The organism is Actinomadura verrucosospora (assembly GCF_039540335.1).
GTDB classification, from domain to species: domain Bacteria; phylum Actinomycetota; class Actinomycetes; order Streptosporangiales; family Streptosporangiaceae; genus Spirillospora; species Spirillospora verrucosospora.
In genome coordinates this window covers 64,797-83,390 of the sequence record NZ_BAABEV010000008.1, presented here as the reverse complement: position 1 = coordinate 83,390, position 18,594 = coordinate 64,797, and the positions used below count along the sequence as shown (strand labels likewise).

20 protein-coding genes are annotated in these 18,594 nt (G+C 73.7%); 10 read left to right on the top strand and 10 right to left on the bottom strand.

The annotated features are described in order from the left end of the window. Nucleotides 1–12: 12 nt before the first annotated feature. From ABD944_RS11960 to ABD944_RS11950, 3 genes are read right to left on the bottom strand one after another with little or no spacing between them, the layout of a single operon-like run. Nucleotides 13–897 (bottom strand): inositol monophosphatase family protein, encoded by an 885-nt coding sequence (locus ABD944_RS11960; RefSeq protein ID WP_345175350.1) that lies wholly within the window; start codon nucleotides 895–897, stop codon nucleotides 13–15. 30 nt (nucleotides 898–927) lie between these two features. Further along, nucleotides 928–1,635: a hypothetical protein gene (locus tag ABD944_RS11955; RefSeq protein ID WP_345175348.1), complete on the bottom strand. Its 708-nt coding sequence runs from the start codon at nucleotides 1,633–1,635 to the stop codon at nucleotides 928–930. Nucleotides 1,636–1,680: 45 nt separating this feature from the next. Next, nucleotides 1,681–2,694: a hypothetical protein gene (locus ABD944_RS11950; RefSeq protein WP_345175345.1), complete on the bottom strand. Its 1,014-nt coding sequence runs from the start codon at nucleotides 2,692–2,694 to the stop codon at nucleotides 1,681–1,683. A gap of 183 nt (nucleotides 2,695–2,877) precedes the next feature. Here ABD944_RS11950 and ABD944_RS11945 point away from each other — a divergent pair, with 183 nt between their 5' ends. Both ABD944_RS11945 and uvrB read left to right on the top strand, forming a co-directional pair. Continuing rightward, nucleotides 2,878–4,029 (top strand): sensor histidine kinase, encoded by a 1,152-nt coding sequence (locus tag ABD944_RS11945; protein ID WP_345175344.1) that lies wholly within the window; start codon nucleotides 2,878–2,880, stop codon nucleotides 4,027–4,029. Between the two features lie 96 nt (nucleotides 4,030–4,125). Further along, entirely contained in the window at nucleotides 4,126–6,243 is a 2,118-nt protein-coding gene (uvrB, locus tag ABD944_RS11940) for an excinuclease ABC subunit UvrB (protein WP_345175342.1), read from the top strand. 112 nt (nucleotides 6,244–6,355) lie between these two features. On the opposite strand, the gene ABD944_RS11935 is transcribed toward uvrB, so the two are convergent. Beyond that, nucleotides 6,356–7,111 carry a GNAT family N-acetyltransferase gene (locus ABD944_RS11935; protein WP_345175341.1) on the bottom strand — a complete coding sequence of 252 codons (756 nt, stop codon included), beginning with the start codon at nucleotides 7,109–7,111 and terminating at the stop codon, nucleotides 6,356–6,358. Between the two features lie 361 nt (nucleotides 7,112–7,472). Continuing rightward, nucleotides 7,473–8,066, bottom strand: a complete 594-nt coding sequence (locus tag ABD944_RS11930) for a hypothetical protein (RefSeq protein WP_345175339.1) — start codon at nucleotides 8,064–8,066, stop codon at nucleotides 7,473–7,475. A gap of 195 nt (nucleotides 8,067–8,261) precedes the next feature. On the opposite strand from ABD944_RS11930, the gene ABD944_RS11925 reads away from it, so the two are divergent. The 4 genes from ABD944_RS11925 (at nucleotide 8,262) to ABD944_RS11910 (ending at nucleotide 12,096) form a co-directional block, all read left to right on the top strand. After that, the gene (locus tag ABD944_RS11925; protein WP_345175337.1) at nucleotides 8,262–9,371 is read left to right on the top strand and encodes an ADP-ribosylglycohydrolase family protein; all 1,110 of its coding nucleotides are present in this window, start codon (nucleotides 8,262–8,264) and stop codon (nucleotides 9,369–9,371) included. A gap of 55 nt (nucleotides 9,372–9,426) precedes the next feature. Then, nucleotides 9,427–9,933, top strand: coding sequence for a GNAT family N-acetyltransferase (locus tag ABD944_RS11920; protein WP_345175336.1), 507 nt, complete (start codon nucleotides 9,427–9,429; stop codon nucleotides 9,931–9,933). Between the two features lie 84 nt (nucleotides 9,934–10,017). After that, on the top strand, nucleotides 10,018–11,055 hold the full coding sequence (locus tag ABD944_RS11915; RefSeq protein WP_345175335.1) for an SGNH/GDSL hydrolase family protein: 1,038 nt from the start codon (nucleotides 10,018–10,020) through the stop codon (nucleotides 11,053–11,055). Nucleotides 11,056–11,130: 75 nt separating this feature from the next. Then, on the top strand, nucleotides 11,131–12,096 hold the full coding sequence (locus tag ABD944_RS11910; protein WP_345175332.1) for a CapA family protein: 966 nt from the start codon (nucleotides 11,131–11,133) through the stop codon (nucleotides 12,094–12,096). A 7-nt stretch (nucleotides 12,097–12,103) separates the two neighbouring features. Here ABD944_RS11910 and ABD944_RS11905 read toward each other — a convergent pair whose 3' ends face one another. Then, nucleotides 12,104–12,673 carry a TetR/AcrR family transcriptional regulator gene (locus ABD944_RS11905; protein ID WP_345175331.1) on the bottom strand — a complete coding sequence of 190 codons (570 nt, stop codon included), beginning with the start codon at nucleotides 12,671–12,673 and terminating at the stop codon, nucleotides 12,104–12,106. Nucleotides 12,674–12,739: 66 nt separating this feature from the next. Here ABD944_RS11905 and ABD944_RS11900 point away from each other — a divergent pair, with 66 nt between their 5' ends. Further along, the gene (locus ABD944_RS11900) at nucleotides 12,740–13,558 is read left to right on the top strand and encodes a class I SAM-dependent methyltransferase (RefSeq protein ID WP_345175330.1); all 819 of its coding nucleotides are present in this window, start codon (nucleotides 12,740–12,742) and stop codon (nucleotides 13,556–13,558) included. 9 nt (nucleotides 13,559–13,567) lie between these two features. Here the strand turns inward: ABD944_RS11900 and ABD944_RS11895 are convergent, their stop codons facing one another. Continuing rightward, nucleotides 13,568–14,062: a pyridoxamine 5'-phosphate oxidase family protein gene (locus tag ABD944_RS11895; RefSeq protein WP_345175328.1), complete on the bottom strand. Its 495-nt coding sequence runs from the start codon at nucleotides 14,060–14,062 to the stop codon at nucleotides 13,568–13,570. A gap of 52 nt (nucleotides 14,063–14,114) precedes the next feature. Between ABD944_RS11895 and ABD944_RS11890 the strand changes: the two genes are divergently transcribed. Continuing rightward, the gene (locus tag ABD944_RS11890) at nucleotides 14,115–14,636 is read left to right on the top strand and encodes a GNAT family N-acetyltransferase (RefSeq protein WP_345175326.1); all 522 of its coding nucleotides are present in this window, start codon (nucleotides 14,115–14,117) and stop codon (nucleotides 14,634–14,636) included. A 6-nt stretch (nucleotides 14,637–14,642) separates the two neighbouring features. Here ABD944_RS11890 and ABD944_RS11885 read toward each other — a convergent pair whose 3' ends face one another. Continuing rightward, nucleotides 14,643–15,386: a YqjF family protein gene (locus ABD944_RS11885; RefSeq protein ID WP_345175325.1), complete on the bottom strand. Its 744-nt coding sequence runs from the start codon at nucleotides 15,384–15,386 to the stop codon at nucleotides 14,643–14,645. Between the two features lie 224 nt (nucleotides 15,387–15,610). Here ABD944_RS11885 and ABD944_RS11880 point away from each other — a divergent pair, with 224 nt between their 5' ends. Further along, the gene (locus tag ABD944_RS11880; RefSeq protein WP_345175323.1) at nucleotides 15,611–16,456 is read left to right on the top strand and encodes an MFS transporter; all 846 of its coding nucleotides are present in this window, start codon (nucleotides 15,611–15,613) and stop codon (nucleotides 16,454–16,456) included. 18 nt (nucleotides 16,457–16,474) lie between these two features. Further along, on the top strand, nucleotides 16,475–16,963 hold the full coding sequence (locus tag ABD944_RS11875; protein WP_345175321.1) for a pyridoxamine 5'-phosphate oxidase family protein: 489 nt from the start codon (nucleotides 16,475–16,477) through the stop codon (nucleotides 16,961–16,963). A gap of 72 nt (nucleotides 16,964–17,035) precedes the next feature. Here ABD944_RS11875 and ABD944_RS11870 read toward each other — a convergent pair whose 3' ends face one another. Then, complete coding sequence (locus tag ABD944_RS11870; protein ID WP_345175319.1) at nucleotides 17,036–18,187, bottom strand: NAD(P)H-dependent flavin oxidoreductase; 1,152 nt, start codon at nucleotides 18,185–18,187, stop codon at nucleotides 17,036–17,038. A gap of 9 nt (nucleotides 18,188–18,196) precedes the next feature. After that, the gene (locus tag ABD944_RS11865) at nucleotides 18,197–18,592 is read right to left on the bottom strand and encodes a Zn-ribbon domain-containing OB-fold protein (RefSeq protein ID WP_345175316.1); all 396 of its coding nucleotides are present in this window, start codon (nucleotides 18,590–18,592) and stop codon (nucleotides 18,197–18,199) included. Nucleotides 18,593–18,594 lie beyond the last annotated feature (2 nt).

The following is an 18,594-nucleotide window of genomic DNA, read 5'->3' as shown; positions in this document are numbered from 1 at the left end:
CCGGGGAAGGGCTCACCGGGCGAGGGAGGCGCGCCCGCCCTGCGGGTCGATCTTCGCCGTGGTCTCCAGGAGCCGGTCGAGCAGTTCGGGACGCGCCGCCACGAAGCCCAGCTCGGACGCCGGGCGGTCGATGCCCAGCTCGTACGGGGCGCCGTCCAGGCGGCGCAGCTCGGCGCCCGCCTCGGCCGCCACCAGCATCCCGGCGGGCAGGTCCACGATCTCGGGCAGGTACCCGACGATGCCGTCGATGTCGCCGCGCGCCAACATCGTCCACGCCACCAGCGGCGCCCACAGTTGCAGCATGCGCGCGCACCGCAGCTCCAGGGCCGAGCGCATGGCGAACGCCACCGGATCGCCCGCGCCGACCTGGTGGCCCTGCGTCCAGGCCAGCAGCGGGTTCCTCTCCCGCCCCGGCCGGGGGCGGTCGGCCAGCGTCAGGGGCCGCCCCTCCGGGCCCAGGGCGCCCCGCCCGCGCACCGCCGACCACGTCCGGCCGCTCACCGGGTCGTGCACGACGCCCAGGACCGGCTCGGCGCGCGCGCACAACGCGAGCCCGACCGCGTACACCGGCATGCCGATCGCCACGTTGTTGGTGCCGTCCAGCGGGTCGACGAGCCAGACCATCTCCTCGCCGGGCGCGCCGTCGAGGATCCCGGACTCCTCGGCGATGATCCTGTGCCCCGGGTACGCGGCCCGCAGCCGCCCGACGATCAGATCCTCGGCGGCGGTGTCCAGTTCGGTCACCACGTCCCCGCCCGCGCCCTTCGGCCGCACGCCGAGAGGGCCGTCCACGCGAGCGCTGAGCAGCGCGCCCGCCGCCTCCGCCGCCTCCACCGCCACGCGGCGGGCCTCGGAGAGATCGACCGGAAGGGCCGCTGACGGGGTCGTGGGTCTCATCGGGCCTCTCCAGGTGGATCCGGCGTCCGGCTACCGGCGCGGTGAGCAGTGGGCTGCGGCGATCCTGCGGGCCGAGCGCCGCAGGGCCCGCAGGGTGTCGGCGTGGGCGGAAAGCGAGCGGCGCACCTTGTGGCTGGGAACGTCCAGAGGGCCGAGCGACAGGTCGCCCCCGCCTGGGGTCTGCCGGCCGAGGGCGACCGTGGCGGCGTCCAGCCCGTCCTCTATGAGCGTGCTGTGGAAGACACCGGCGGGCAGGGTGTACGACTCCCCGGTCCGGTGCGTGCTGGACCTGGCGGGGGCGCAGTGGACGGCCCTCCCGGTCGCCCTCAGCTCGTCCAGGTCGCCCTGGCTCACGACCTCGAAGACCTGCTGCGTCCCCGTTGCGGAAGCCTCGCTGACGTCCATCCGCACGTTCCGGACCGTCCCGTACAGGACGAAGCTGAGCAGGTCCCAGCTGTGGCAGTGGACCGGCGACGTGGTGGACGGCGCCGGACGCACCTCCGGCGTCCAGATGTGCAGGCACACCCCGAAGTCGCCGCTGCGCTCCAGGGGAAGGCACAGGAAGCCCAGGGGATGCCGCACCGCGGGAACGGAGGAGCGGCCCGCCGCGGCGTCCTCCAGGGCTCCGCCGAGGATCCGCCCCGCCCACGCCGGCAGCGTCCGCGCCGCGGTACCGGCGTGGATCTCCTCGCGGATCTCCTCGTACTTCACTCCGGCGGCCTCACCTTTCGCCGACACCCTCCGCACCGGCCGTCCCCCCGGCCCCGCCCGACCCGGGCGGGGTCACTCGTAGGGGTCCTTGGCCCGCAGGGCCTTTCGTATGATCTCGATGACGTCGCGGTCGGTATAGCCCTGCGCGAGGTCGATTCCGATGACCTCGAAGAGCTTGCGCGCTTCCTCCACGGTCGGCTCGTCGTCCAGGGGCGCCAGCCTGGCCTGCTCGACCGGGACGCGCCGCGCCTGGTCGAGGCTGGTCTGCAGTTCCGCGCTCACCCAGCTGTAGTAGAACTTGGCGCTGTCGACGACCAGGGCCTCGCCGCGCGGGTCGTCGCGGGTGACCACCACACGCGAGGACGCGAGGTCGTAGCGCAGGGTCGTCATCGTCTGCGCGAGGCCGATGTCGATGTCGAGCATCGCGAACCGCTGCTTGTGCCAGCACGCCGCCAGGATCGTGGCGTACGCCTCCTTGCGGGTGCGCTCCAGCGTCCACGGCTCGCCCGTGGCGTCCGGTCCGTCCGACACCGAGCGGCGGTGGCGCGCGTACGCCTCGCACACCTCCACGTTCGTGGGGTCGAGGATCTCCAGGCGGAACAGCAGCGTCCGCCGTTCCCGGCGGGCGGCGGCCACGCACTCGGGCAGCGTGCGCGCGCGGATGTAGGTGCCCGTCCCGCCCTTGAAGAACCACCGGTCGGTGTCGCGGCGGGCCTCCGCCAGGACCTGCGCCACCTGCGCCCCGCTGATGACCCGCACGACCGTGGTCTCGTCCAGCGCGCGCTTGGTGTCGGCCAGGACGCCCTCGAACTCCTCGATGTGGGTCAGCTTGGCGTCGAGCTCGCCGAGCGTGGCCGACGAGGCGCGCAGCGTGTCGCGCACCTCCGCCTCGACCGGGATCCGCCGCCCGCGGTCGCGCAGCACCGACGTCGCCAGCAGGCCGATCACCGCGAGGATCCCGCTGTTGGTGATTTCGGTCTCGTTCGGCAGGTTCACCCCGAGGCCGAGCACCGCCACGACGATCGCCAGGACCAGCGCGATCACTGCGTCGGCGTTCTTCCCGAACCAGTCGGCGAATCGGGCCATTGTGCGGTTTCCCCGTCCTTGTCGGCGCCGGGGCGTCGGGGACGCTGAAGGGTCGTCCCCCCGAACGGCACGACCGGCGCGGTCATCGTAACCACAGCGCCCATTCGCTTTGAAAGCCCTGCAGGTAAGGGCTTCGCTCGCGTGCGAGACAGGCGCCCTTCCGATCGCTATAGGCTCGTCGCCATGCGCGTACGGGGATGGTGGTCGGGGGCATGGCCCACCCGGCGTTCCCGTGCGTTCGACATCGCGATCGCCGTGTCGTTCGCGGTGCTCGACGGCGTCTTCCTGTGGTTCGCCGACCAGAAGTTCTGGCTGCCCCCGCCCGTCGTGTCCGCCTGCAGCGTCGTGCTCGGCCTGGCCCTGATCGTGCGGCGCTCCCACCCGGTCGGGCTGGCCGTGTTCGCGGTGGTCTACGGCACCGTCACGGGCGCCGGAGCGTTCAGCACCCTGATCGTCCTGTACTCGCTCGCCGCCTACACCGCGTCCCGCCGCACGGTGGTGGCGATCGCGCTCGGCGGCTACGTCGCCAGCCTGGTCTTCCCGGCCCCGACCGCGGCGACGGAGTCCTTCCTCGCCCAGTCGATCTTCGGGATCGCGTTCGTCGGGGTCCCCGTCCTGCTGGGCCTCTACATGGGCGCGCGCAAGCAGCTCCTGGCCTCGCTCCAGGAACGCGCGGCGAGGCTCGAACGCGAGCAGCACCTGCTCGCGGAGCGCGCCCGGGGGGAGGAACGCACCCGCATCGCGCGCGAGATGCACGACGTGGTCGCCAACCGCATCAGCGTGATGGTCGTCCACGCGGGCGCGCTGAAGGCGATCGCCGTGCGCGACCCGGCGCGGGCCGCCGAGACCGCCTCGGTCATCGGCGACATGGGGCGCCAGGCGCTGGAGGAGCTCCGCCACGTCGTCGGAGTGCTCCGGCAGGGGGAGGAGGCCCTTCCGCAGCAGGTGGTGACGCTGGCGCACCTCCGCGAGCTGGTCGGCCAGTCCGGCGCCGCGGGCCTGCGCGTGGACCTGACGATCCGCGGCGAGGAGCGCCCCATGCCCGCCGCCGTCGGCCGGACGGTCTACCGGCTCGTGCAGGAGGCCCTCACCAACGTCCACAAGCACGCCGGCGCCGCCGCCACCCGCGTGGAGCTCGGCCTCCTCCCGGAGGCGGTCGAGGTGGAGATCGCCAACGAACCGCCCACGGCCGGGCCCGAGCACCGGCTGCCCTCCGGCGGGAACGGCCTGGTGGGGCTGCGCGAGCGCGTCACCGCCCTCGGCGGCAGCTTCGACGCCGGCCCCCGCGCCGGCGGCTACGCCGTCCGGGCCCGGCTCCCGCTGCCCGCCTCCTGAGCCGGGGCCGCGGCGCCCGCGCGCGGCCCCGGAATGTCGGAGCCCCTGCATACAGTTGGGAGAGCAGGGAGATGGCCGAATCCAGGGGGAGTGTCGATGCGCCCAGTCACGGACCTGCGGCGCCGCGTGGCGCCGTTCGAGGTCGTCACCGAGATGACGCCGTCGGGCGACCAGCCGCAGGCGATCGCCGAGCTCGCCGCCCGCGTCTCGGCCGGTGAGAAGGACAACGTGCTGCTCGGCGCGACCGGCACCGGCAAGACCGCCACGATCGCGTGGCTGGTGGAGAAGCTGCAGCGGCCCGTCCTCGTCATGCAGCCGAACAAGACCCTTGCCGCCCAGTTCGCCAACGAGCTGCGCGAGATGCTGCCGAACAACGCCGTCGAGTACTTCGTGTCGTACTACGACTACTACCAGCCCGAGGCGTACATCCCGCAGACCGACACCTACATCGAGAAGGACTCCTCGATCAACGACGAGGTCGACCGGCTGCGGCACTCGGCGACCAACTCGCTGCTCACCCGCCGCGACACCGTCGTCGTCGCGTCCGTGTCCTGCATCTACGGCCTGGGCACGCCGCAGGAGTACGTCGACCGGATGGTCCGGCTGAAGGTCGGCCAGGAGATCGACCGCGACGACCTGCTCCGGCAGCTCGTCGGCATGCAGTACACCCGCAACGACCTCGCCTTCACCCGCGGCACCTTCCGCGTCCGCGGCGACACCGTCGAGATCATCCCGCAGTACGAGGAGCTCGCCGTCAGGATCGAGATGTTCGGCGACGAGATCGAGAAGCTCGCCACCCTGCACCCGCTCACCGGCGAGCTGATCACCGAGGACGAGGAGCTGTACGTCTTCCCCGCCTCCCACTACGTCGCGGGCCCCGAGCGCATGGAGCGGGCCATCGGCCAGATCGAGGCCGAGCTGGAGGAGACCCTCGCCGTGATGGAGCGGCAGGGCAAGATGCTGGAGGCGCAGCGCCTGCGCATGCGCACCACCTACGACATCGAGATGATGCGGCAGGTCGGCACCTGCTCCGGCATCGAGAACTACTCCCGGCACATCGACGGCCGCGGCCCCGGCACCGCCCCGAACACCCTCCTCGACTACTTCCCCGAAGACTTCCTCCTCGTCGTCGACGAGTCCCACCAGACGGTCCCGCAGATCGGCGCCATGTACGAGGGCGACGCGTCCCGCAAGCGGATGCTGGTCGAGCACGGGTTCCGGCTGCCGTCCGCCATGGACAACCGCCCGCTGAAGTGGGAGGAGTTCCTCGACCGGATCGGCCAGACCGTCTACCTGTCGGCGACGCCCGGCCCCTACGAGATGAACCGCGTCAAGGGCGACGTCGTCGAGCAGGTCATCCGCCCCACCGGCCTGATCGACCCGGAGATCGTCGTCAAGCCCACCAAGGGCCAGATCGACGACCTCATCCACGAGATCCGCGAGCGCACCGAGCGCGACGAGCGCGTCCTCGTCACCACCCTCACCAAGAAGATGGCCGAGGACCTCACCGACTACCTCCTCGAACTCGGCATCCAGGTCCGCTACCTGCACAGCGAGGTCGACACCCTGCGCCGCATCGAGCTGCTGCGCGAGCTGCGCGCCGGCGACTTCGACGTCCTCGTCGGCATCAACCTCCTCCGCGAGGGCCTCGACCTGCCCGAGGTCTCCCTCGTGGCGATCCTCGACGCCGACAAGGAGGGCTTCCTGCGCTCGGAGACGTCCCTCATCCAGACGATCGGCCGCGCGGCCCGCAACGTGTCGGGCCAGGTCCACATGTACGCCGACACCGTCACCCCGTCCATGGAGCGGGCGATCGACGAGACCACCCGGCGCCGCGCCAAGCAGCGCGCCTACAACGAGGAGCACGGCATCGAGCCGCAGGCGCTGCGCAAGCGCATCGCCGACATCCTCGACTCCCTCGCCCGCGAGGACGCCGACACCGAGACCCTGATCGGCGGTGCCGGCCGCCAGCAGAGCCGCGGCAAGGCGCCCGTCCCCGGCCTCGCGTCCCGCACCAGGGAGGCCGGCCGCCACGCCGCCGACCTGGTCGGCGAGCGCCCCCGCGAGGAGCTGGAGGGCCTCATCGAGCAGATGACCGACCAGATGCACCAGGCCGCCACCGACCTGCAGTTCGAACTGGCCGCGCGCCTCCGCGACGAGATCAAGGAACTCAAGCGCGAACTCCGCGACATGAAGGAGGCCGGCGTCAAGTAGCCCCCGGCCGACGACGCCCCGCCGGCAACACCGGCCCACCGACCCCGCGAACCCCAGCCCAGACCGGACGCGCCCACCGGCCCGCCGGGAGCGATCGGCGGGAATGGCCGCTTCAGGGGCGGGTGGGTGACGGGAAGGCGAGGACGAGGCGGTCTTCGACCGGGCGGTAGCCGAGGCGGTGGTAGACGCCGTTGCTGGTCGGGTTGGCGAGGTCGGTGAACAGCACGACCTCCTCGGCGCCGGCGTCCTGGGCGGCGCGGGTGACGGCGGCGGTCACCGCGGCCCCGTAGCCGCGGCGGCGGTGCTCGGCGGGGGTGTAGACGGGCGCCACGCGCGCCGTTCCCGCGATCGCCGGCGTCCGTCCCGCCAGGGCCACCGGGCGTCCGCCCGCCTCCCACAGCACGATGCCGCCCTCCGCGAGCCGCCCGTCGATCATCGCCGTGTTCGGGTCGCCGTGGCCGCCGGCGTCACGGCGGAACGCCGCGTACCAGTCGCGCACCAGATCCTGGTCGCCGACGTCCGCGACGCGCGCGGCGCCTTCCGGCGGCGGGTCCGGCATGTCGAGACCCGCCAGCCGGTGGAGCCGCTCGTGCCGCGCGACGCGGGCCGGGCTTCCGGTCCGGCGGGTCCACGCGTCCGCGAAGTTCTCGGCGGTCTCCTGTGTCCCGTTGACGCCGGGGACCGCCGGCTCACGTCCGGCCAGAACCTCGGCCAGCTCCGACGCCGCAGGCCCCGGCATCGCGCTCAGCAGGACCGGATACGGCCCCGTCCACACGCAGGTGCCCGCGACGTCGCCACCCGCCGTCCACCAGCCGAACAGCGCCTTCGGGTACAGGTCGGGCCCCAGGGTCCGGATCGCCTTGGTCACCGTCAGCGGCACAGTGTTCGCCACAGGATCGGCGCACAAGAATCCCTCCGCGCGCGCCAGGAACTCTTCGACATCGCCGGTCAGCTTCCACGCCATGCCTCAGCATGCCCCCGGCCACGTCCCGGACGCAGCCCAATTTCAGTGCCCTCAGGTCGTGGCCGGTGGTTCGCTTGGGCAAGGGCGCCCAACTGACCCGTGACAGCCTGCAGAGGGCCGCGGTGCATCGCTGTGTCACTGACACCGCGCACTGGGTCTCCTGCCAGGGACGCGCTCTACGCCCAAAAGCCCGAGGCCGCCACGGGCTAGCTGTCCCAGCGGTGTGGGGAGCTGGCCGGGGCGGCCCTGTTCTGGTGTTGGCTGTTCAGCGCGTGGTCAGGGCGGCGGGGGAGGGGCGCTGTCTGCGGCGGAGGCAGTAGGCGATGGTCGCGGCTGCCAGGAGGGGACCCCAGGCCACGAGAGGGCCGTAGGAGACGGCGAAGAGGACGAGCCTCCAGCCCTCGAGCCGCACCGCGGTCCCGTCCGGGGCGGTGAAGTCGTTGAAGCCGGGCAGGGCGACGAGCGTTCCCACGGTGAGGAGGGCGGCGCCCGCGCCCGCCGGGACGGCGGCGGCCAGGACCGGCACCCTGCGCCCGCCGAGCCCGGGGACCCGGCGCGGGACGACCTCGCCCCACCGGGAGACGAGGCCGACGGCGAGGAAGGCCAGCGCCTCGCTGAGGACGCTGAGGAAGATCGTGTATCCCCACATCGGGAGCCAGGCGGGGACGTCGCCCCGCGCGTCGCTCGCGTCCCCGCGGAGCGGCCCGATCGGAGCGCCGAAGCCCAGCGCGATCCGCCAGACGCAGGACGGCAGGACCACCAGGCTCGCGGCGTAGGCGGAGACGACCGCCCACCGCGGCGCGTCCTCGACGGTATGGCCGTGCATCCGGCGGACCACCGCCGTTGCGTTCCTCAGCATGTTCGCCCTTCCGGTCGTGCGGTTGCCTGCACGGACAGTGAAGGGCCTGCGCCCGGTGCGGGGCCTCCCTCGTGCGCGTGATCCGGCTCCCCTCCGGGAGGGAGCCGCCACCCTGCCGGCGGAGGGGGCCGGGGCCGCCGGTGGGGTTTCCCGGGCGGTTCGGCGGGGCGGGACGTGATCGGTAGCGTGTCGGGAATGGCGGACACGGCGGGCGATCGGATGCTGGGGTGCCTGTTCGGAGGGGCGGTCGGTGAGGCGCTCGGACGTCCCGTGGAGGGGATGTCGCTCGCCGAGATCCGCGCGGCCTGCGGACCGGCGGGCGTGACCGGGCTTCCCCGGCGCGCGGAGATCGGGGAGGCGACGCAGCTGAGCCTGCTCACCGCGCAGGCGGGCGTCCAGGCGTCCATCCGGGCCCGGGCGAGGGGGATCGGCGGCGCGTACTTCGGGCTGGCGCAGGCGAACTACCTCGCGTGGCTCCGCGCCCAGGGCGAGCGGATCCCGGAGCAGGACTCGCTCGTGAGCGGTCCGGCGCTGCGCGACCCGGCGGTGACGGCCGGACGCGGCGCCGGCCGCACCACCCTCGCCGCGCTGCGCAGGGCGGCGGAGCGCGGCAAGCCGGGGTGGCCGCTCGGCACGGTGGACGAGCCCGTCAACGACTCCAAGGGCTCCGCCGGGACGGTCCGGGCCGCGCCGTGCGGTTTCGGGCATCCCGATCCGGGGGCCGTCTTCGCCCGGGGGCAGGGCACGGCGGCGCTCACCCACGGCCACCCGTCCGGCCGCCTCCCCGCGGGCACGCTCGCCGTGGCGGTGTCGGCGCTCGTCCACGGCGCCGCCCTCGCCGACGCGCTGAGGGTCGCCATGGCGGAGCTCCGCAAGCATGCCGGGCACGAAGAGACGTCGGCGGCGCTGGAGAAGGCGCTGGCGCTGCCGCTCAGCGGCCCGGCGCCCGAGCGGCTGGAGAGCCTCGGCGGCGGGTTCACCGGTCCGGAGGCCCTCGCCATCGCGGTCCACGCCGCGCTGGCCGCCGAGGCCGCGGGCGGGTACCCGCTGGAGATCGTCCCGCGCGGGATGCTGCTCGCCGTCAACCACTCCGGCGACAGCGACTCCACGGGGGCCGTCTGCGGGAACCTCCTCGGCGCCCGGTACGGCTCGCGGGCCGTCCCCGAGCACTGGCGCGCGGGCGTCGAGGCCGCCGGGACCATCGCCGTCCTCGCCGAGGGCAGCGCCGTCGAGTTCGGCCCGAGCCCGCCCGCGGACTCCTACGGCGAGCCGCCGATGGACTGGCACATGCGCTTCTACGCCTGACCAGGGGCCGGATAATCGGGAGGACGGGGTCCGGGGGAGCGCCTACGATCGCGGCATGGGGCATGAGGTCAGGACGGCGCGGGCCGAGGACCTGCCGGGGCTGGCGGAGATCGAGAACTCGGGGGACGCGATGTTCCGCGAGATCGGGATCGTGTTCCCGCCGGGCCCGACCGTGGTCGAGCAGGTGATCGGGAAGGGCGCGGAGATCGTGGTGGCGGGGGACCCGCCGGTCGGGTTCGCCGCCGTCGAGGAGGTCGACGGGGCCGCGCACCTGGAGCAGATCTCGGTGCGCGGAGACCTGGTGGGGCGCGGGATCGGCGTTCTGCTCCTGGAGGAGGTCAAGGCGCGGGCCGCCGCGGCCGGGGCGCCCGGAGTCAGCCTGCTCACGTTCCGGGACGTCCCGTGGAACGGCCCCTGGTACGCCCGGCACGGGTTCGCGGAACTGCCGCGGGAGCGGTGGGGGCCGGGGATCGCGGCCTACTGGGACGCCGAGGTCGAGGCCGGCCTGCACGAGCTGGGCCCCCGGCTGGTCATGTGGGCGCCGCTCGGGCGTCCCAGTTAAAGATCTACAATGTAAAGGCGGGAACCTGGGGCGCCCGGCGGACGTCTGGCCCATGGACGTCCGGTGCGTGCACGGAGGAGAGCGATGATCAGCCCGGTCGCGTGGGTGCGGGGCCGTCTTGGCGAGCGGAGGGCCGCGCTCGCGCTCCTGGCGCTGCTGCTGGCGCTGGCGGTCGTCCCTCTGGTGGCGATGCCGGCGGCGCGGTGCGAGGTGTTCGGGGCCGGGTGCCACACTCCGGACCCCGAGCGGCGCGCCGACCCGGTCGTCGCGGGCACCCGGACGATCACCCCGGCCGAGGTGGCGACGCGGGGCGCCTACGTCGCGCTGGGGGACTCGTACTCGGCGGGCGTCGGGGCGGAGGCGACCGTGGGCGACCAGAATCCGCTCGACCGGTGCCACCGGACGTCCAAGGCGTACTTCCACGAGGTCTCACGGGCGTTCCGTTTCGCGAAGGGTGCCGCGTTCTGGGCGTGCTCCGGCGCGACCACCGAGGACGTGCTGGACGGACGGGGCGGCGAACCCCCGCAGATCGGCCGCATCGGACGGGACACCAGCCTGGTCACCCTCAGCATCGGCGGCAACGACGTCGGGTTCTCGCGGGTGCTCGCCGGCTGCGTGGTGAAGCTGCCGTGGGGGCGGGGCTGCTCCGCGCAGGGCGAGGAGATCGCCCGGCGGATGGCCGAGCTCCGGCGGAGCCTGCCCGCCCTGCTGGCCGAGATCACCGCGCGGGCGCCGTACGCGCGGGTGGTCGTGATGTCCTACCCGAAGGCGTTCTCCGAGGTCAGCGGCGTGGACGGGGACAACATCACCGTGCCGGACCAGCGCTGGCTGAACGCGCGGGCCTACGAGCTGGGCGGGGTGATCCGGCAGTCGGTGACGGAGGCCGACGCGCGCAAGGTGGCCGGGCACCGGCACGGCAGCGTCGAGTTCGTGGACGCCTACAGCGCGTTCGCCGGCCACGAGGTCGGCAGCCGCGACGCCTACATGAACGGCCTGACGCTGAACCTCGCGGCGCTCGAAGCGGAGCCGCGCAGCTACCACCCGACGGTCGCCGGGCAGCAGGCGCTCGCCCGGCTCTTCGTCGACCAGATCAAGAAGGGCCCGGGCCGCGCGCTCTCCTGAGCGCGCCGCGCCGATCTCGCCGCGACCGGTGAGAGCCGTCCCCGAACAGGGCACGACTGTCCTGGGGGTTCTGCGATGGCCATCACGATCGCTCTCGCGGGGGACACGATGCTCGGACGCGGCGTGGCGGAGGAGATCGCCGCGTCCGGCCCGCACGGCCTGTTCTCCGAGGAGGTGCGCGAGGTCTTCCACGAGGCCGACCTCGCCCTGGTGAACCTGGAGTGCTGCGTGTCCGGGCGCGGACGGCGGTGGGACGCGCCGGACAAGCCGTTCCACTTCCGCGCGCCGCCGGCAGCGGCCGAAACCCTCGCCGACCTCGGCGTCGACTGCGTGACGCTCGCCAACAACCACGCTCTGGACTACGGGCCTGACGCTCTGGCGGACACGCTCGACATCCTCCGGCGGACGGGCATCCGGACCGTCGGAGCCGGCGAGGACCTCCCGCGGGCGCGGGAGCCCGCCGTCCTGGAGGCGGGGGGAGTGCGGGTCGCGGTCGTCGGAGTCACCGACCATCCGGCCGATTTCGCCGCCGGACCGGACCGGCCGGGCGTCGCCCTCGCCGACCTGGAGGACGGCGTCCCCGGCTCCCTGCTGGAGGAGATCCGGCGGCTCCGCGGCGGCCACGACGCCGTCCTGGTCATGCCGCACTGGGGGCCGAACATGATCCCGGCGCCGCTGCCCTACGTCCGGCGCGCGGCGGGGAGGCTGGTGGACGCGGGCGCGACGCTCGTCGCCGGGAGTTCCGCGCACGTCTTCCACGCCGTGGCGTGGCCGGTCGTGTTCGACATGGGCGACTTCATCGACGACTACGCGGTGGACGCCCTGCTGCGCAACGACCTCGGCCTGCTGTTCCTGGTGACGCTGGACGCCGCCGGGCCGTCCCGGATCGAGGCGGTGCCGATCCGGCTGGACTTCTGCCGCACCCGCCTGGCCGCCGGCGCCGACCGCGCCTGGATCATCGACCGCTTCGCCAAGGCCTGCGCCGCCTTCGACACGCCGGTGACCGTCCGGGACGACCGGATCGTCGTCGAACGGCTGTAGGGGAGGGTCAGCGCAGCGCGGCCGCGACGACCCCGGTGACCGTCCTGCGCACGGCCTCGTCGTCCGGAGGGGCGGCGGTCCGGTCGGCGAACAGCAGGTGGGCGGCGCCGACCAGGGTGGGGGCGAGCAGGTCGACCTCGGCGTCCACCGCGACGCGGCCGAGTTCGCGCTCGGCGGCGAGGTAGGAGGCGATCATCTCCACGGCCTCGGTGAGCACCGGCACGCCGGCCGGCCAGGTCCGCCGCAGCCGGGCGCGCAGCTCGTCCCGGAAGGTGATGAGGGGGAGGATCGCGACGGCGACCGACGTGAAGACGGCCCTCAGGGCGGCGGAGAGGTTGCCGACGACGGTGCCGGTCCCGGCGGCGTCGCGGAGGGCGGCGGCCTCGGCGTCCATCCGGTCCACGCGGTCCAGCACGAACTCGGCGAGGAAGGCGTCGAAGTCGGCGAAGTGCCGGTGCAGGACGCCCTTGGCGCAGTCCGCCTCGGCGGTGACGGCCCGGCTGGTCAGCGCGCTCGGCCCCTCCCGCAGCAGGACGCGTTCGGCGGCGTCGAACAGCTGCCCGCGCACGTCGCGCATGGCGACCCCTGTCGGCACGGCGGATCCCCCTTGACGAGTGGGCAAGCGCCCATTCATAGTGGGCGCATGCCCATTATAGCGACCGACCCGTCCCCCGAGCCGCATCGCGCCCGCGAGGTGGCGGAGTCCTTCGGCACGGACCCCGAACGCTACGACCGCGCCCGGCCCCGCTATCCCGACGCCCTCGTGGAGCGGATCGCCGCCGCCTGCCCCGGCCCCGACGTCCTCGACGTCGGCTGCGGCACGGGCATCGAGGCCCGCCAGTTCCAGTCGGCCGGCTGCACGGTGCTCGGCGTCGAGCCCGACGCGCGGATGGCCGCCTTCGCGCGGCGCGGCGGCCTGGAGGTCGAGGAGGCGACGTTCGAGTCCTGGGACCCCGCGGGCCGGGACTTCGACGCCGTGATCGCCGGGACGGCCTGGCACTGGGTGGACCCGGTCGCCGGAGCGGCCAAGGCGGCGCGGGTGCTGCGCCCGCGCGGCCGGCTGGCGGCGTTCTGGCACGTGTTCCAGCTCCCGCCCGCCGTGGCGGACGCCTTCGCCGCCGTCTACCGGCGGGTCGTGCCCGACTCGCCGTTCACCGTCCACGCGGACAGGCCGGCCATGGAGATCTACCAGATGATGTTCGCCAAGGCCGCCGACGGGATCCGGGCCGCCGGAGGCTTCGGCGCGCCGGAGCAATGGCGGTTCGACTGGGAGCACACCTACACCCGCGACGAGTGGCTGGACCAGATGCCCACCCACGGCACGCTCACCAGGCTCCCGGAGGCCGACCGGGCGCGGGTGCTGGAGGGCGTCGGCGAGGCCGTCGACGCCATGGGGGGCTCCTTCGTCATGCCTTACGCCACCATGGCCGTCACCGCGGTGCGCGACCCCGGCCAGGGGTGACGGGCGGGCTCAGGTCTGCTTCACCGGGTGCACGCGGCGCCGGGTGTCGATCCCGGCGGCGTTGCGCGGGTCGCGGCCCGGCAGGTGAACCTCGTATCCGGTCGCGTCCGCGTGGTAGAGGCGCAGCGGGGCGTCGCCGCTGAGCTCGTCAGGCTGGAAGGCCACCGCGCCCGGACCGGCGTCGGGGAACGCCTCGGCGCAGCACCGCGGCAGATCATCGTCCGGAACGACGGAGGCCACGGCGTCGACGTAGACGGCGCGGCCCTGCCCGATCTCCACGTTCGAGTCGAAGACGACGAGGGCGACCTCCGGGCGCGCGGCGATGTTGCCGGAGTGTCGCGCGTCCGGGGAGGACACCCAGTAGAACGTGCGGTAGCCGGCGTGCGTGAAGTACACCGGCGACAGGCGGGGCCGGTGATCGGCCTCGCTCGTCCCCAGGGTCATGTACCGGTTCTCGTCGATGACGGCTCGCGCCAACTCGTCCAAATCCTCTGGCAGGCTCATGGAGGAGAAGTCTCGCGGATGGGGCTGACATCCGCGGACCGGAAGGACGCACATGAACGAGCCGATCGAGGAACCCGGCATCGTCGTCAGGGCCATGCGCCCGGACGACGCCGGCCGCGTGCTGGCGATCTACCAGGAGGGCCTGGACACCGGCCAGGCCAGCTTCGAGACCACGGCCCCGACCTGGGCGCAGTTCGACGCCGCCAAGCTGGGGCGCCACCGGTACGTGGCCGCCGAGGCGGGCCCGTCGGGCGAGGTCCTCGGCTGGATCGCCGCCGTGCCCGTCTCCGACCGCTGCTGCTACAGCGGGGTGGTGGAGCACAGTGTCTACGTCAGCCTTCGTGCGCAGGGCCGGGGTGTGGGCGCCGCGCTGCTGTCCGCCCTGATCGCCTCCACCGAGGAGGAGGGCATCTGGACGATCCAGTCGGGCGTCTTCCCCGAGAACACCTCCAGCCTGCGGCTCCACGCCAAGGCCGGGTTCCGCACCGTGGGCGTCCGCGAACGCCTGGGCCGCCTCAACGGCCGCTGGAGGGACGTCGTCCTCCTCGAACGCCGCAGCCCCCGCGTCCTGTAGCGCGGCTCAGCGGAGCGATCGATCGTCCGGGCGGCCGAACCGTACCGGCACGCCTGGCGAGTACAGCACGCTGACCGGTTCCCCGAGCGGCCCCGGCAGGCCCGCCGCGGCCACGAGGTTCTCCTCGCAGCGCAGGAGCGACGCCCGGTGCAGCGGCCACCGCGGATGGACGTTCGGCAGGAACGCGACACGCCCGCGGACGGCGGTGTGCATGCCCCAGCGGGCGGTCAGGAAGTGCTCCAGCTCCGAAGGCTCCTCCACCCGTTCGCCGATCCGCACGGCGATCCGGCTGTAGGCGCCGCGCGGGCCCGGCCAGCGTCGTGAACTGGCGTAACCGATCACGTCGTCCCGGGCTCGGATGGCCATGCGCGCCCACTGGTACGGCAGCCGGACCCCGGCCCTCGCGATCAGCACGGGCAGCAGCCGCGCGGCGTCCAGCGACCGGAAGACCACGCCGCGCCGCCCCTGCGCGTCCACCGAGTACAGCCGCACGTTCGTTTCCGGGAACGTCCCGAAGTACGGGACGCCGGGCAGCCTGAACCACCCGACCCGGTCCATCCTGAACGCGATGAGACCGACATAGGTGGCCCCGTGCAGTGTGTCCGGAGCGACGCCCTTCGGTAGCAGCGGCGCCACCCGTCGCGGCTCCACGGCCCAGTGGACGAACGCCAGGTCACGCCACCACTGCGTGATCCACGGCCTGGGGACCACGCCGGGCGGATCGGCCGCGATGGGCTGGGGAACGGGCAACCCGCCATCGTCGCACACGGTTGATCATGTACCTCGCGGTCCGCGCCGGTCCCCCGGAGAACGCCGTCGTCGGCGCCGGTATCCGCGCGGTAACCGGGGGACTCGGAAGTGCCGTCTTCTGATCTCACCGACAGTGCCGGACGATGTGGCCGGTGACAGGAGGGAACCGGCCGTCACCTGGGGAACCACCCCGTCCGGTTCCGTCGAAGGAGTGCCGGGCGACGATGTCCGATTCGAGCGAGCGAATGAACGGGCGCGCAGGGGGCGTCCTGATGGTGCTGTGCGGCGCGATCTTCCTAGAGGGGATCGACGTCGCGATGCTGAACGTCGCGCTGCCGTCGATCCGCGCCGACCTGGGCCTGTCCACGGGGATGCTCGGCGGCGTGGTGAGCGCGTACGTGCTCGGCTACGGCGGTTTCATGCTGCTGGGCGGCCGGGCCGCCGACCTGCTGGGGCACCGGCGGATGTTCGTCCTGTGGCTGTCGGTCTTCCTGGTCTTCTCCGGCGTCGGCGGATTCGCCACCGGGGGCTGGATGCTGCTGGCCGCGCGTTTCCTCACGGGCGTCGCGGCCGCGTTCATGGCGCCCGCCGGGCTGGCGCTGGTCACCTCCACCTTCCCCGAGGGGCCGGCGCGCACCCGGGCACTGGGCGTCTACGCGGGGACGGCGGCGGGCGGGTTCTCGCTGGGGCTGGTGGCCGGGGGCATGCTCGCGTCCTTCGGCTGGAGGTGGGTGTTCTTCGCGCCGGTCATCATGGCGGCGCTGATCCTGGTGGCGGCGCCGGCCCTGCTCCCCGGCGCGGGCGCGGTGCGGAGCCCGGGCGGTTTCGACATCGCCGGGGCACTGACCGTCACGGGGGCGATGCTGCTGCTGGCGTACGGGGTGGTCCGGCTGGAGGACCTCGGCGCGGGAACGGGCCTGGACGCCCTGCGCACCGCCCTCGCCGTCCCGGTCGCGGCGGCGGTGCTGGGCGCGGTCGTGGTCGCGTTCGGCCTCCGCTCGCCCGCGACCCCGGATGACGCGACCCCGGACTGGAGCCCGCTCGCCGAGCCCGCCGAGACCGCCGCCTGATCGGGAAGGGAGACGCCAGTGGCCACGAAGGTGAAGTCGTTCACCGAGATCAGGGATCAGTTCGACGCCTACATCGGCGACATCGTGTACGCGACCATGACCACCGTCGACGCGAAGGGCCGGCCCCGCGCGCGTGTGCTCATCCCCGTCTGGGAGACCGGCGACGGCCGCCCGCTGGGTTGGCTCGCCACATACCGGACGCCCGTGAAGGCCGCGCATCTGGCCGGCAATCCGCACACCACGTTCTCCTACTGGACGCCGAGGCAGAACGCGGTCAGCATCGACGCCGTCGCCGCCTGGGACGACGACCTGGAGACCAAGCGCCGCGTCTGGGACCTCTACCGGCGGACGAGCCCGCGGGGCGCCGGGTACGACCTGGGCCGGTTCTGGCGCGGCGGGCCGGAGGACCCGGAACTGCACGTCCTGCGGCTGGAGCCCTGGCGCGTCCAGGTGATCAGGGGGACCGACCTCCGCAGCACCATCTGGTACGCCGAAGGGAAGCACTGAGCGGGCGCCGGGGCCGGGGCGTCGCCCTTGCCGGGCCGGACCGGCGGGCCCGGCCCGGTCATCTCGACGCCCTCAGGGCTGAGTGGCCGACTCCTCGCCGGTGATGCGGTTGAGGCGCTCCACCGCGTCGGCGAAGTCCTCGACCATGTCGTAGACGACCTGGCGGGCGGGCTTGACGGTGTTCATCAGGCCGACGCACTGGCCGACGAAGTAGTTCGCCAGGGCGCGGGCGCCCGGATTGCCGGACTCGGCCACCTTGGTGATCTGCCGCATGGCGCCCTCCGCCACGATCATCTGGAGCGGCATGCCGAGCGGGCCGGGGCTGTCCGGGCCCTCCCACTCCTGCGTCCACGCGGACCGCAGCTGCCGTGCGGGCTTGCCGGTCCGCGATCGCGACCGGATCGTGTCGCGGGACGTGGCGGCGAGCAGCTTCTCCTTGACCGGCGGGGACGTCTCGGCCTCCTCGGTGGTGAGCCACACCGAGCCGCACCACACGCCGGACGCGCCGAGCGCCAGGGCCGCGGCCATCTGGCGTCCGGTGGCGATCCCGCCCGCGGCGAGGACGGGCACCGGCGCGACCGTGTCGACCACCTCGGGGACGAGCACCATCGTGGAGATCTCGCCGGTGTGCCCGCCGGCCTCCCCGCCCTGCGCGACGACGAGGTCGACGCCGGCGGCGACCTGGCGGCGGGCGTGCTCGGACGTGCCGACCAGCGCGGCGACGGGGATCCCGGCGGCCTTGGCCTTCTCCACCATCAGCGGCGGAGGGGTGCCGAGGGCGCTGGCGATGAGGCCGATCGGGTGGGCGAGCGACACGTCGATCAGCTCGGTGGCGCCCTCCTTGGTGACCTGCGCCCCGCCGCGCGCGTTGGACCGCTTCGCCTTCTCGAAGTCGGGCAGCGGGACGTCGTACCTGGCGAACAGTCCGACGAGGAAGTTCCAGTGCTCGTCGGGGACGGCGGCGAGCAGGGCGTCCAGGCCGCCGCCGCCCTCCGCCGCCTTGTCGATCTTGCCGGGGACGAGCACGTCGACGCCGTAGGGGCGGCCGCCCACGTGGTCGTCGATCCAGCGCAGCTCCTCTTCGAGCCGGTCCGGGGTGTACGCGACGGCGCCGAGGACGCCGAACCCGCCGGCGTTGGTGACGGCGGCGACGACGTCGCGGCAGTGGCTGAAGGCGAACAGCGGGAACTCGATGCCGAACCGTGCGCAGACCTCGGTGTTCATGGCCCGACGCTAACGGACCGAACCGCGTTCGGTCCAGGGGCGGAACAGCACGTACGACTCGCCCTCGTCCGGATGCTCGAACGCCGCGCGCAGCGCGAGCCCCTCCCGCAGGTCCGCGCGCTCCACGCCGTCGAGGCGGGCGTGCAGCCACGGCCCCTCGGCCAGCTCGACCAGCGCCAGGAACACGGGTGGCTCCTTGGGCAGGACCGTCCAGGTCACCAGGGTCGCCGCGCCGCTCGCCTCGGCCCAGCCGAGGTCCTCCTCGCCGCATCCGGGGCAGCCGCTCGCGTCCGGCGCGAACCACCGGTCGCACGCCTCGCAGCGCCGGACGACGAGCCGGCCGGCGGCCGTGCCGTCGAAGAACGGGTCGGTCCGCCCGTCCCGCCGCAGAACGCCGACGTCCATGC